Origin of the sequence: Flavobacterium keumense, assembly GCF_029866485.1 — a bacterium.
In the GTDB taxonomy this organism is placed as follows: domain Bacteria; phylum Bacteroidota; class Bacteroidia; order Flavobacteriales; family Flavobacteriaceae; genus Flavobacterium; species Flavobacterium keumense.
In genome coordinates this window covers 1,153,846-1,167,357 of record NZ_CP092332.1, presented here as the reverse complement: position 1 = coordinate 1,167,357, position 13,512 = coordinate 1,153,846, and the positions used below count along the sequence as shown (strand labels likewise).

At 36.9% G+C, this 13,512-nt stretch carries 12 protein-coding genes; 1 reads left to right on the top strand and 11 read right to left on the bottom strand.

Going from position 1 to position 13,512, the window contains the following annotated elements; all coding sequences use genetic code 11:
- Positions 1–11: 11 nt before the first annotated feature.
- Entirely contained in the window at positions 12–2,402 is a 2,391-nt protein-coding gene (locus tag MG292_RS05000) for a penicillin acylase family protein (RefSeq protein ID WP_264533803.1), read from the bottom strand.
- Positions 2,403–2,539: 137 nt separating this feature from the next.
- Between MG292_RS05000 and MG292_RS04995 the strand changes: the two genes are divergently transcribed.
- Complete coding sequence (locus MG292_RS04995; RefSeq protein ID WP_264533804.1) at positions 2,540–3,175, top strand: flavin reductase family protein; 636 nt, start codon at positions 2,540–2,542, stop codon at positions 3,173–3,175.
- A gap of 11 nt (positions 3,176–3,186) precedes the next feature.
- Here MG292_RS04995 and kynU read toward each other — a convergent pair whose 3' ends face one another.
- From kynU to MG292_RS04945, 10 genes are all read right to left on the bottom strand, one after another.
- Entirely contained in the window at positions 3,187–4,464 is a 1,278-nt protein-coding gene (gene kynU / locus MG292_RS04990) for a kynureninase (RefSeq protein WP_264533805.1), read from the bottom strand.
- A gap of 238 nt (positions 4,465–4,702) precedes the next feature.
- The gene (queA, locus tag MG292_RS04985) at positions 4,703–5,752 is read right to left on the bottom strand and encodes a tRNA preQ1(34) S-adenosylmethionine ribosyltransferase-isomerase QueA (RefSeq protein WP_264533806.1); all 1,050 of its coding nucleotides are present in this window, start codon (positions 5,750–5,752) and stop codon (positions 4,703–4,705) included.
- 151 nt (positions 5,753–5,903) lie between these two features.
- A complete protein-coding gene (gene aroA, locus MG292_RS04980) occupies positions 5,904–7,148 on the bottom strand; it encodes a 3-phosphoshikimate 1-carboxyvinyltransferase (protein ID WP_264533807.1) in 1,245 nt (414 codons plus the stop codon).
- Positions 7,149–7,326: 178 nt separating this feature from the next.
- A complete protein-coding gene (locus tag MG292_RS04975) occupies positions 7,327–7,653 on the bottom strand; it encodes a nucleotide pyrophosphohydrolase (protein ID WP_264533808.1) in 327 nt (108 codons plus the stop codon).
- A complete protein-coding gene (gene dtd, locus MG292_RS04970; protein ID WP_264533809.1) occupies positions 7,653–8,105 on the bottom strand; it encodes a D-aminoacyl-tRNA deacylase in 453 nt (150 codons plus the stop codon). The genes MG292_RS04975 and dtd overlap by 1 nt, the downstream gene beginning before the upstream one ends.
- Positions 8,105–9,082: a ribosome small subunit-dependent GTPase A gene (gene rsgA, locus MG292_RS04965; protein ID WP_264533810.1), complete on the bottom strand. Its 978-nt coding sequence runs from the start codon at positions 9,080–9,082 to the stop codon at positions 8,105–8,107. The genes dtd and rsgA overlap by 1 nt, the downstream gene beginning before the upstream one ends.
- Before the next feature lie 124 nt (positions 9,083–9,206).
- Positions 9,207–10,289, bottom strand: a complete 1,083-nt coding sequence (locus tag MG292_RS04960) for a bifunctional 3-deoxy-7-phosphoheptulonate synthase/chorismate mutase type II (RefSeq protein ID WP_264533811.1) — start codon at positions 10,287–10,289, stop codon at positions 9,207–9,209.
- A 10-nt stretch (positions 10,290–10,299) separates the two neighbouring features.
- Positions 10,300–11,157: a prephenate dehydrogenase gene (locus MG292_RS04955; protein ID WP_264533812.1), complete on the bottom strand. Its 858-nt coding sequence runs from the start codon at positions 11,155–11,157 to the stop codon at positions 10,300–10,302.
- A gap of 4 nt (positions 11,158–11,161) precedes the next feature.
- Positions 11,162–12,307 (bottom strand): pyridoxal phosphate-dependent aminotransferase, encoded by a 1,146-nt coding sequence (locus MG292_RS04950; protein WP_264533813.1) that lies wholly within the window; start codon positions 12,305–12,307, stop codon positions 11,162–11,164.
- Positions 12,308–12,336: 29 nt separating this feature from the next.
- On the bottom strand, positions 12,337–13,164 hold the full coding sequence (locus MG292_RS04945; RefSeq protein WP_264533814.1) for a prephenate dehydratase: 828 nt from the start codon (positions 13,162–13,164) through the stop codon (positions 12,337–12,339).
- Between the last annotated feature and the right edge of the window lie 348 nt (positions 13,165–13,512).

Here is a 13,512-nt window from a genome sequence, read left to right as displayed (position 1 = left end):
TTTAGTATCGTTTACTTTTTATTAGGAATAAAAACCAATTTTGTTGAAGTTCTAACAATTTCAGCTTTGTTCAATTTCATTTTTCTGAACTTTCCTGTATTGTACATTTCGGCTTGATCTTTATAATGGGGACTCATCGGATTTCCAGATTGACCTGTTGGCAGAATACTCCAACTATTTTCAATATCCGAAAAATCAATAATTCGTCTAGTTGAAGGTCCTCCTTTTACCAGATACTTGCCGTCTTCAGTAAAATCAAAAAACAAATTGTTAATCACTTCCATTGAACCAGAAACTTCAAAAGGGCCTACATTAAAAAATGGTTTCAATGCATTTACTTTTCCTAAAGGATGTTGGTGTTCTACCGTATGTACTTTGTTCCAAGTCCAAGCAGTAATTGATTTCCCCAATTGACCTTCCAAAGCAGCAATTGCTTCTTTAAAAGACTTCGTTATAATTTGTTCTCGAGTTTCTTTTTCATTTTTAGTGGTAACATTGTCCCACCAAAGTGATTGGGTGTTGACGATTTGTCTCGCTACCACTTGCTTCATAATATGGGTGCTTAAAAACTGTTTAAAACCTGCTTCACCCATTTCGTCTTGAAAGGTGTTTTTTAGATACAGATAAATCCATTTGTTATAAATTGTTGGTGCTACCTCTGCTAGATTATTAGATCCTTTCCAATTTTTCAGCACAACAAGAGCTTCTTTTTCGGTTTTAGAAAGAGCATTGTTATCTAATGCAGTCGTTAAATTTTGAACCACCGATGGTGCTACTGATGATGTATTATCAAAAATCATTTTACTTGCTGATTCCTTATCCCAATTGGATTTTGAATCCAATAGTTGAACAATTCGCTTGGCTCTATCTTCTGGTAAATAATAGCCTGGATATAAAAATCCGTCAATCGCTTCGGGTTGATTATTAGCCGAATACACATAATTCCAACTCGGATTGACTGCCGAAGGATTTTTGGAGAAATCCAAATATTCTTTAATATCGTCTTTTCCGCTAGCTCCATCCAAAATAAAATTAGGATTCACACCCACATTGTGTTTGTATAATTTTCCGGTGGCCCACCAAGCTACATTGCCTTTGGCATCACCATACATCACGTTCAAACCAGGTGCCGCGATCAATTGAACCCCTTTTTGAAAATCGGCTTTATCCTTAGCATGCGAAAGAGCATACACTGCATCTAAAATTAAAATAGGTTGTTGGGTATAAATCCACGATAAGGCTACGGGTTTGTCCTTTTGTAAACCATCAATCAAATCATTTACAATAGGTCCATGGCGACTTACTTTAACGTTTATCACCACATCCGAAGTATCCTTAACTTTAATTGTTTTAGTTCTTGTTTCATAGGCACTCAATCCTGTAGGAGTATTGTATTTTGTAACATCTGTCGCACTATTTTCTTCTTGGTACAAATCAATATCGTCATTTTCAAACATCGTCAATCCGTAGGCATATTGATGATTATGACCTAATAACGGAAAAGGAGTTCCTGCCAAATAACAGCCATACATTTCATAATCAGGCGTTACCAAATGTGCTTCGTACCATGTACCAGGTTGTGAGAAGCCAATGTGTGGATCATTTGCAAAAATCACTTTACCATTTTTGGTCTTTTGCGGGGCAATAACCCAACTGTTACTACCAATGAATGGTGGGATAGGTGATTGATCTAACAAAGAAGCGACCGATTTAGCTATAGCAGAATATTCCTGAACATTCTCCTTAGCATTTTTGATTTTAGTGGTATTAAATTCGCTTTCTAAACCAAAATCTTTCAAATACTCCATGCCGTATTTATTCCGCAAATCCGTCATCAAAGGATCTGATTTTTGTGCCATAGCAAAACTAAATGCCATGTAGCCAAAAATATTGTACACGTCTTTTATCTCAAATTTTTGCTTTTGGATTCCGAGTAACTGAAATTCAATAGGCGTTTTTCCTTCTGCTATGTATTGATTGATGCCATCCAAATAAGCTTGCGTCAATTGGTAACTCGGACTGTTTTTATCCAATTGAGCAATGGCCTTCGCCGAAGCTTCTTCAATTCCTAATCCGGTAAAGAATTTATCATTTTTTAACGCCACCGAACCAAAAATCTCAGACAAGCGCCCCGGTGCAATTCGGCGCATTAACTCCATTTGCCACAAGCGGTCTTGAGCATGAACATAACCCAAGGCTTCCATAGCATCGGTTGTATTTTCGGCGTAAATATGCGGCACGCCAAATTCATCAAAGTAAACTGTTGTTTCTTTTTGAATGTTTTTCAGCGGTAGTTCTCCTTCGTATTTGGGCTTGGAATAAAAGGCATAGCCAACCAATGCCAAAATTAGGAGTGCCAAAATTGAAACAATTACAACCAGTACTTTTTTAACTATTTTCATCTGTAAATGGATTTGATAAACAAATATAACGGAATAATCTACAATTACTACTTAGTTATAATTCAATTATTACAATTTTGTTTAACAATATATGATTTTTAATTAAACAAAAAGTATCTTTGTCTAAAACCAATCCAATGAAAGACATTTCAAAAGAAACCATTATCGCAATGGACAAAGTGCCTCGATTGAATTTAATTAATTCGTGTACAGGATACAAATCGACCAATTTAATTGCTACTCAATCCATTGACGGGCAATCTAATGTGGCTATTTTTAGTAGTGTAACCCACCTTGGGAGTGACCCAGCATTGATTGGATTTATTATGCGACCAACAACCGTTCCGAGAGACACCTACAAGAATATAAAAGAAACCGGCTACTTCAGTATCAATCATGTAACAGTTGATATGATTGAAGACGCACATCATACTTCGGCAAATTATGACTTAGGTGTTTCTGAGTTTGACAAAACCAATCTGAAAGAAGAATACAAAAAAGGTATCGCAACTCCCTTTGTAAAAGGAAGCCCTGTACAATTGTACTGCAAATATGTAAATGAATATTACATCCAAGAAAACGACACCATTCACATCATAGCATCTATTGAGCGTTTATTTTTTGACGAAGAATTACAGCACGAAGACGGCTGGTTACAACTAGACAAAGGAAAAGTAGTTACTGTAAATGGTTTAGATGGCTATTGTTTGCCAAAACTCGTTGATCGTTTTCAATATGCTCGAAAAGACCAACCTACAAAATCATTTTTTTAAGTTAAAGAATTTTATTTTTCTAAAATTCCGCTTTTTAAAATTTGTCCAAAACGATAGATATTTTCAAAAGAAGTATATAAAGGAACGGGGGCGAGACGAATCACATTGGGTTCGCGCCAATCGATTATCACTCCGTTTTTCATTAGATAATCAAACAAACTTCGGCCTTCTCCATGCAGAAAAACCGAAAGCTGGCACCCTCTTTCCTTTGGATTGGAAGGGGTAATAATTTCAAAATTACCTTTCACTTCTCGGTCAATTTCGTGTAAAACAAATTCTAAATAAGCGGTGATTGTATTTCTTTTTTTGATTAATGCCTCCATTCCTACTTCGGCAAACAATTCGACTGAAGCTAGATAGGGTGCTAAAGACAAGACTGGTAAATTACTAATTTGCCAACCATCAGCCCCTTGAACAGGGTCAAAATGAGGTTCCATTTTAAAACGGCGTTCTTTATTATGTCCCCACCAACCCGCAAAACGTGGCAGTTCCGAATTAGTGTGGTGTTTCTCGTGAATAAAGCAACCCGAAGCATTTCCAGGTCCTGAATTCATGTATTTATAACTACACCAAGCAGCAAAATCTACTTGCCAATCGTGCAATTGCAATTCGATATTGCCAGCGGCATGCGCCAAATCCCAACCAACATAAGCCCCTACTTTATGCCCTGCTTCGGTAATGGTTTTCATATCAAAAACCTGTCCGGTATAATAATTGACCCCGCCAATTAAGACCAAAGCTAGCTCGGCTCCCACTTCATTAATTTTTGCCACAACATCTTCTAAACGAATGTTGTGTTCGCCTTTGCGACGCTTCACCTCTACAATAGCATCTTCGGGTTCATATCCATGAAAACGAACTTGACTTTGAAATAGGTATTGATCTGAAGGAAACGCTTTTTCTTCGCAAATAATTTTATATCGTTTGGATGTTGGTTGATAAAATGAAACCATCATCAAATGTAGATTCACCGTCAAGGTGTTCATTACGGTAACTTCTGTTGGCAAAGCCCCAACCAACTTACTCAAGGGATTTGTAAACCGTTCGTGGTAATCCCACCAAGGTTTCTCGGCATAAAAATGACCTTCAACCGCTAATGTGGCCCAATCGTTCATTACCTCATCTACATAGGCTTTGGCTCTTTTAGGCTGGAGTCCCAACGAGTTTCCCGTAAAGTAAATCACTTTCTTTCCGTTGACTTGCGGAAAAGAAAATTCATTTTGATAGTGACTTAATGGGTCCTGCGCATCGAGTTGTTGTGCAAAAGCAAGGCTGTTTTCAAATATCATTCTTACTAATTTTATGAAGTAAAAGTAGCAAACTAATATGAAATTTGAACACGAATGACACGAATTAAATATCGTATTGCGTTTGCGTGAGGGATAGCAACGAAAAGCCCACAGTAAATGGAGCGATAGCGGAATGAAGCGAGGACTTGAAGTGCATAGCCCGACCCTTGGGTCACGCCCAAAATAAAAAAATCTCGCCAAGACTGACGAGATTTCTTCTTATTATTTAAAATTTCTATTATAGGATTAGCATCGCATCACCATACGAATAGAATTTGTATTCTTCTTTGATGGCTTCTTCGTAAGCGCGTTTCATTAAATCGTGACCACAGAAAGCTGAAATCATCATTAACAAAGTTGATTTTGGTGTATGGAAATTGGTAATCATACAATCAGCAATACTGAAATCATGAGGAGGAAAAATGAATTTATTAGTCCATCCTTCATACGGATTTAGTGTTTTTTGCGAAGAAACGGAACTTTCGATAGCACGCATAGAAGTAGTTCCTACAGCGCACACTCGCTTTTTTCCTAGTTTAGCTTTATTCACAATTTCGCAAGCCTCAGGAGTAATTTTTAACTCTTCAGAATCCATTTTATGCTTTGACAAATCTTCTACTTCCACTGGATTGAAAGTTCCTAAACCAACGTGAAGCGTCACCTCAGCAAAGTTAATTCCTTTAATTTCCAATCTTTTCAATAAATGTTTAGAGAAGTGCAAACCAGCCGTAGGAGCAGCAACAGCTCCTTCCTCTTTGGCATAGATAGTTTGGTAACGCTCTGCATCTTCTTCGGTAACCTCTCTGTTGATGTATTTAGGGATTGGGGTTTCACCCAATTCAGTCAATTTATTTCTAAATTCTTCGTACGAACCATCATAAAGGAAACGCAATGTTCTTCCGCGAGAAGTCGTGTTATCAATTACCTCAGCTACTAAAGAATCATCGTCTCCAAAATACAATTTGTTCCCAATTCTAATTTTACGAGCTGGGTCAACCAATACGTCCCAAAGGCGTTGTTCAGCATTCAATTCGCGCAACAAAAACACTTCAATTCTGGCTCCTGTTTTTTCTTTGTTTCCGTACAAACGAGCTGGAAAAACTTTCGTATTATTCAGAATCATTACATCACCCTCGTCGAAATAATCGATAACATCCTTGAACATTTTATGCTCTATTGTTTGTTTTTTACGATCAATAACCATTAATCGAGACTCATCTCTATTCTCTGCAGGAAACTCCGCCAAAAGTTCTTTTGGCAAATTGAAGTTAAAATGTGATAATTTCATTTAAAAAAGTTTAGGTGTTTAAGAGTCTAAATGTTTGTCAATTATACAACCATTTAAAATCAGGGTGCAAATATACAACTGTGAAAGAGGCGTTGTCAAGTGTTTTAGTGTTTATTTTACTTTTTACCGCAAAAACACTAAGTCAAAAAGTTTATATTTCAGAAATTTGAAAACCCAAACTTTTTAGATCTTCCCAAAAATCAGGATACGATTTAGAGACTACTTCGGCATTTTCAATATAAATAGGCACCCGCAAAGCCAAAGGTGCAAATGCCATTGCCATTCGGTGGTCATTATAGGTCGCAATGGCAACATTAGGATTGATTTTTTTAGTAGCCACCAAAGTCAAACTATCATTAGTTACCGAAATATTCGCTCCTAACTTGGTCAATTCGATTCGGAGCGCTTCTAGACGGTCGGTTTCTTTTATTTTCAAAGTATGTAAACCCGTTAAGTGACAACCAATTCCTAACCCCAAACAGGTTACTACAATAGTTTGTGCAATATCGGGTGTGTTGTTCAAATCAAAAGTGACGTCTTGGTAATTGAAATTAGCTTGTTTGGTTAAAGTCAATTGGTTTCCGTTAAAACTGGACTCTACTCCCATCGCTTTGTATAAGTTGACCAAAGCCGAATCGCCTTGCAAGCTATTTTCTTTATAACTTGAAATGGTGATCGAAGCGACATCTGCCAAGGCGGCAATACTATAATAATACGAAGCCGAACTCCAATCGGACTCTACCACCATTTCTTTAGTTTCCACTGCCGGTTTTGGAGCAACGGTAATGACGTTTCCTTCAAAACTAGTCTGGATATTCAAATCATTAAGCAAAGCCAAAGTCATTTTGATATACGGAATAGAAGTAATTTCTCCTTCCAATGTCAACTCTAAGCCATTCTCTAATTTGGAAGCGACTAACAATAAAGCCGAAATGTATTGACTGCTTACATTGGCCGCTAATTTTACCTTGGAAGCCGTTATTTTTTGTCCTTTGATTCGGATAGGTGGATAACCTACTTCTTTTTCATACGTAATCACAGCGCCTAATTGTTCCAACGCTTCTACCAAAATTTTGATAGGACGCTCTTGCATTCGGCTAGAACCAGTCAACACCACTTCACGACCTGCATTTACAGCAAAATAAGCCGTAAGAAAACGCATAGCTGTTCCTGCATGGTGAATATCAATTATTTGGTTGCTGGTTGTTGGTTGTTGGTTGTTGGTTGCTAAAGCAGCACCCATTACTTCGCTATCATCCGAATTGGAAGTATTGGCTAAAGTAATGTTAGGAAACATTGCTTTTAGCAATAACAAACGATTGGTTTCACTCTTCGATCCCGTAATTTTTATTGCCGCATTGATTTCAGATAGTGCAGATTGTAGCAGTAATTTCATTCTGTTGTGTGTTGGTATGTAATTGGGCGCAAATTTATTTTAAAAAACTGGAAAATAAACTTTTTTTACCGCAGATTCGCAGATTTTTTTATCATTTATGAATGACCAGAAATCCGTAAAAATCTGTTTTATCCGTTGCATCCGCGGGCAGTTTGTTATTAAACTACCATTTTATTTCTTATTTCAGTTTTTCGTTGTTTTTATGGCGGTCTTTATCACGAACAGATTTCAATTCCATTTTTTTATCAAAAGCAGCTTGTAAGTCAATTCCGGTTTGGTTGGCCAAACACAAGACTACAAAAACCACATCGGCTAGTTCTTCGCCTAAATCTTTAGCTTTATCGGACTCTTTCTCAGATTGTTCTCCATAACGACGTGCGATAATGCGAGCTACTTCGCCCACTTCTTCTGTCAATTGTGCCATATTGGTCAATTCATTGAAGTAGCGAACCCCGTGTTCTTTAATCCACGTATCTACGTCTAGTTGTGCGTTTTTTAGATCCATTATTCCTTATTTTTACTATCAATAACTATAGTTACAGGACCATCATTCAGTAAGGCTACTTTCATATCGGCACCAAAAATACCAGTTGGCACTTTCTTACCTAATTTATGCTCTAAAATAGTTACAAATTTTTCATAAATCGGAATCGCCACTTCGGGTCTAGCCGCTTTAATATAAGAAGGTCGGTTGCCTTTTTTAGTGGCTGCATGAAGCGTAAACTGACTTACGACAAGAACATCGCCATTCACCTCTTCTACCGATAAATTCATTATCTCATTGGCATCTCCAAAAATACGAAGTTGCGTAATTTTGCCAACCAACCAATCAATATCTTCTTGGGTATCGGCGTCCTCAATTCCTACTAGGACTAACAATCCTTTTTGGATTTCTCCCACTATTTTTTCAGAAACGGTGACTGAAGCCGATGAAACTCTTTGTAACACTACTCTCATTAATCTCGTGTTTTATCGCTGGCAATTCGGTCTTCATTGTACACATCAGTTCTATAATGTTCGTCATCGCCTTCTAAAATTTTCAAATAGCTATTGTAACGAGACCAAGCGATTTCATCTTTTTCCAAAGCCGCTTTTATGGCACAATGAGGCTCTTCTTTGTGCAAACAATTATTGAATTTGCATTGGTCTTGTAATTTGAAAAATTCTGGGAAGTACCCGCCAATTTCTTCTTTTTCCATATCCACAATCCCAAATCCTTTGATACCAGGTGTATCGATGATTTTGGCACCAAAACTCAAATCATACATTTCAGCAAAAGTGGTGGTGTGTTGTCCTTGTTTGCTTTGTTCCGAAATATTTTTTGTTTTCAAATGCAAAGAAGGTTCTAAAGCATTGACTAAAGTTGATTTCCCTACACCAGAATGTCCTGAAAACATACTGACTTTACCCAACATCAATTGTTTTAATTCTTCCACTCCTTTTCCTTCGGTTGAAGATACGCGCAAACAACGATAGCCAATTTCTTGATACACATGTTGCATATACAATTGCTCATCTAAAGAGGTGTCGTTTAAGGTATCGATTTTGTTAAAAACTAAAATTGTTTCGATACCGTAGGCTTCGGCGGTAACTAAAAATCGGTCAATAAAACTGGTGGTTGTAGGCGGATTATCAATCGTAATCAATAAAAAAACTTGATCAATATTGGAAGCAATAATATGAATTTGCTTGGATAAATTCACCGATTTTCGAACGATATAATTTTTCCTGTCGTGAATGTTATGAATGGTTCCCGTCACAGCATCCGAACTTTCGTCCAATTCAAAATCCACTACATCCCCTACAGCAATTGGATTGGTACTTTTAATCCCCTTCATTCGGAACTTCCCTTTCATACGGCATTCCATAAAATCACCTGTTTCAGATTTTACGGTGTACCAACTCCCTGTAGATTTATAAACGATTCCTGTCATGTGACAAAGGTAAAATTTTGTTTCAAGTTTCAAGTTCGAAGTACAAAGTTTTTACAATGACTCGAAATAAAAAATCCTCACAATTCAATGAACTGTGAGGATTATATAAATTGAAAAATACGAATTAAGAATTCAATATTTTCTCTTGTTGTTCGATACTCTCTTGGTGAATTCCTTTGAACAATTTAATGATAAATTCTTCAGACAATCCTTTTTTAGCACCTTCAGCAACCATTTTTGCTTGGATTTCATTCCAACGACTGTTTTGTAAAACCGCTACGTTGGCATCTTTTTTCACTTGACCAATTTCTGATGCTACTTGCATACGTTTTCCAAGTAATTCCAATAAATTAGCATCTAACACATCAATATTAGCTCTTAATTTTGTCATTTTGTTTTCAAAATCAGCTGTATCTCCACTTTGTTTTCTAATTTTCAAATCTTTGAAAATTTGTTTCAAAGCAGCAGGTGTTACTTGTTGAGCAGCATCACTCCAAGCATTGTCTGGATCAATATGTGTTTCGATAATCATACCGTCATAGTTCAAATCCAAGGCTTCTTGAGTGACTTCCAAAATCATATCACGGTTTCCTGTGATGTGTGATGGGTCAATGATTAAAGGCAAATCAGGGAATTTATTTTGCAATTCGATAGCAATTTGCCACTCAGGAATGTTTCTGTACTTTGTTTTTTGGTACGTAGAGAAACCTCTATGAATTACTCCTAATTTTTTAATACCAGCAGCATACAAACGCTCTACACCACCTAACCACAAAGCCATATCTGGGTTTACTGGGTTTTTAATCAAAACGATTTTATCAGTTCCTTTTAAAGTATCTGCAATTTCTTGAACTGCAAATGGATTCGCAGTTGTACGCGCTCCCACCCATAAAACATCAATATCGTATTCCAAAGCCAATTTACAGTGTGCAGCAGTAGCTACCTCAGTCCCCATTAACAAACCTGTTTCTTCTTTGGCTTTTTTCAACCATTTCAATCCAATTTCACCCACACCCTCAAATCCTCCTGGACGTGTTCTTGGCTTCCAGATTCCTGCTCTAAAAACGCTTACATCTGAATCTTTCAATTCGTGAGCAATTTTTAATACTTGCTCTTCAGTTTCAGCACTACATGGTCCTGCAATAACTAATGGATGATCTAATTTGAATGCATCCAACCAATTTCTCATTTCTTTACTATTCTCCATTTTTCTAAAATTACTTTTTAATGTTTATTCCGTTTAATATTTCTTTTATTTTATTCACACTTTGCATTTCGTGGTAAATCGCATCAAAATCATCGTTTTCTAACAGCGTTTTGAACTTTGACAAATTAGAAATGTATTCTTCCAAAGTATTCACCACTTGTTTTTTATTCTGTTTGAAAATGGGTGTCCACATCGCTGGGGAACTTTTTGCTAAACGCACCGTACTTTCAAATCCACTGCCCGCCATATCAAAAATATCTTGCTCTTCGGTTTCTTTGTCAATTACTGTCTTTCCTAACATGAACGAACTAATGTGCGACAAATGCGATACATAGGCAATATGCTTGTCATGCGATTGTGGGTCCATATACCGAATTCGCATTCCCATAGCGGTAAACAATTGCAAGGCTTTTTCTTGTAATTTGAAGGTTGTCTTTTCTACCTCACAAATAATATTCGTTTTCCCTTGAAACAATCCTTTTATTGCTGCCGAAGGGCCAGAAAACTCCGTTCCTGCAATAGGATGCGTTGCAATATAATTGCGTCGCTTAGGATGATTCGCTACTGCTTCGCAAATAGGCAACTTGGTGGAACCGACTTCAAAAACAATGGTATTTTCTCCAACAGCGTCCAATACTTGCGGCAATACCACCAAAGCAATATCCACAGGAACCGAAACAATCACAAAATCAGCATCGGCTAAATCTTCGGTAGTTCCTGCTTTTTCAACCACGCCTAAATCAATAGCTTGTTGCAAATGGTTTTCATTGGCATCAATCCCTAAAATAGTCGCATCTGGATGCAGCGCTTTGATGTCCAAAACCATCGAACCGCCTATTAAACCTATACCTATTACAACTACTTTCATTTGATTAAAATCTATCTATTGCTTCTTGTACTTTTTCTTCTTTTACACAAAGTGCAAATCGAATGTATCCTTCTCCGTTACTTCCAAAAATAGTTCCTGGTGTAATGAAAATATGTTTTTCGTATAAAATTTGGTCGATGAATGCTTCTGCAGAGCTAATTCCCGCTGGCAATTTTGCCCAAACAAACAAACCTACTCCTTCTTTATACACTTCACAACCTAATTTCTCTGCTAATTGTTCGGTTAAAACACGACGCTTTCTATAAATCGCGTTCATCGATTCGAACCAAGAAGCATCACTTTTTAACGCGGCAATAGCTCCTTTTTGGATGCCATAAAACATACCGCTATCCATATTACTTTTCACTTTCAATACAGCATCAATACAAGCGGCATTTCCTAAAACCATTCCTACACGCCATCCTGCCATATTGAAGGTTTTACTCAACGAATTCAGTTCTAAAGCCACTTCTTTGGCGCCTTCAACCTGCAATAAACTCATTGGATTGTCATTCAAAACAAAACTGTACGGATTGTCATTGACTAACAAAATGCTGTGCTTTTTGGCGAAAGCCACTAATTTTTCAAACAAAGCCAAACTGCCTCTCGCTCCCGTTGGCATGTGGGGATAACCCACCCACATGATTTTCACTTTGGATAAATCCAATTGCTCTAAAGCGTCAAAATCGGGTTCCCAATTAGTACTTTCCTTCAAATCATAATACACCGGAACCGCTCCTACTAAATTCGTCACGGAAGTATAGGTTGGATATCCTGGATTCGGAATCAACACTTGGTCTCCTTCATTCAAGAAAGCCAAAGAGATGTGCATGATTCCTTCTTTAGATCCCATCAAAGGCAAAATTTCAGTAGTAGGATTCATTGCCACTCCAAAGTTTGTCTGATAAAAATCAGCCATACTTTGACGTAATTCTGGAACCCCTTGGTAACTTTGGTATTGGTGAGCATTTTCTTCTTGCATTGCCAAAACCACTGCGTCAATAACGGCTTGCGAAGGCTTCAAATCTGGGCTTCCAATTCCCATATTGATGATTGGTTTCCCTTCTGCAGCCAATTGCCTTACCTCTCTCAATTTAGAAGAGAAATAATATTCTTCTACTATGTCTAAACGTTTTGCCGTTGTGATCATCTTTGTTTATCTATCTTTTGTATTAAACCTCAAGGTTTTGTATTCTTATATTCTCCCAACACTTTAAAATATTCGGCCATAATGTCGATTAAGGCTTTTGCTTTGGCATAATCTTCGTATTTCTCAAAGGTCACATCCACAAAAAAGGAATATTTCCAAGGCGTTTCAATTTTGGGTAGCGACTGAATCTTGGTCAAATTCAATTTGCAGTCACTCATGACATTCAAAACGGCTGCCAAACTCCCGCGTTTATGATCCAATTCGAATTTAATAGAGGCTCTATTAATTTCGTTTGTTGCCAAAACCGATTGCTCTTTATCAATAATCACAAAACGCGTCATGTTATTATTAATCGTCTGAATCTCTGGTGCCAAAATTTCCAAGTCGTACATTTCAGCAGCGACTTTACTCGCAATGGCTGCAATTCCTTTCAATTGTTTTTCGTGAATTCTTCGAGCCGTTTCGGCTGTATCTTTATCTTCAACAATTTTAATATGAGGATACTGTTTTAAAAACTCCATACATTGCAACAAGGCCATCGGATGCGAATGAACTTCCTCAATATCTTGAATGGTCTGACCTTTTAAAGCCATTAAATTCTGGTGAATATCCAAATAATGTTCGCCAATAATGTGCAAATTATTCTTGTCAATCAACGCATAATTAGGAATAATAGGCCCCGCAATCGAATTTTCGATAGCCATTACCGCCTGGTCTGATTTACCCGACAATACGCTCGATACCAATTCTTCAAATGACAAGCATTCATCAACAGCTACTTCTTTTCCAAAGTACTCCTGAGCCACTTGATGGTGGAACGAACCTTTTATTCCTTGTATTGCGATTTTTGTTGCCATAAATTCAAAAAAAAATCCTGATTTTCATCAGGATTGTATATTGTTTTAATTTGCTTTTTTATTTTTCAAATAACCATATAACAATCCTTACTTCCTAAAAAAGAAGTAATAAGTATTGCTAAAATAAAAACGGTTATTACACATGACCTGCTTGTTTTGTATTTAATTACGGTGCAAATATTAGCATTTATTTCATTTCAACCAAAAAAAACTAGCGCTTTTATACAACAAAAACGAAATTCTTTGTTAAAACTATTTTTTTCTAACTATTGACTAATGAAACTATTATTTACATCCTGTTTTTTAAGAATTTGAAAATAGTGCAAAAATTCAAATTGGTTGAAACAA

Coding starts and splice junctions, on each gene's coding strand:
- MG292_RS05000 (WP_264533803.1), bottom strand. CDS start 2,402: ATGAAAATAGTTAAAAAAGTACTGGTTGTAATTGTTTCAATTTTGGCA.
- MG292_RS04995 (WP_264533804.1), top strand. CDS start 2,540: ATGAAAGACATTTCAAAAGAAACCATTATCGCAATGGACAAAGTGCCT.
- kynU (WP_264533805.1), bottom strand. CDS start 4,464: ATGATATTTGAAAACAGCCTTGCTTTTGCACAACAACTCGATGCGCAG.
- queA (WP_264533806.1), bottom strand. CDS start 5,752: ATGAAATTATCACATTTTAACTTCAATTTGCCAAAAGAACTTTTGGCG.
- aroA (WP_264533807.1), bottom strand. CDS start 7,148: ATGAAATTACTGCTACAATCTGCACTATCTGAAATCAATGCGGCAATA.
- MG292_RS04975 (WP_264533808.1), bottom strand. CDS start 7,653: ATGGATCTAAAAAACGCACAACTAGACGTAGATACGTGGATTAAAGAA.
- dtd (WP_264533809.1), bottom strand. CDS start 8,105: ATGAGAGTAGTGTTACAAAGAGTTTCATCGGCTTCAGTCACCGTTTCT.
- rsgA (WP_264533810.1), bottom strand. CDS start 9,082: ATGACAGGAATCGTTTATAAATCTACAGGGAGTTGGTACACCGTAAAA.
- MG292_RS04960 (WP_264533811.1), bottom strand. CDS start 10,289: ATGGAGAATAGTAAAGAAATGAGAAATTGGTTGGATGCATTCAAATTA.
- MG292_RS04955 (WP_264533812.1), bottom strand. CDS start 11,157: ATGAAAGTAGTTGTAATAGGTATAGGTTTAATAGGCGGTTCGATGGTT.
- MG292_RS04950 (WP_264533813.1), bottom strand. CDS start 12,307: ATGATCACAACGGCAAAACGTTTAGACATAGTAGAAGAATATTATTTC.
- MG292_RS04945 (WP_264533814.1), bottom strand. CDS start 13,164: ATGGCAACAAAAATCGCAATACAAGGAATAAAAGGTTCGTTCCACCAT.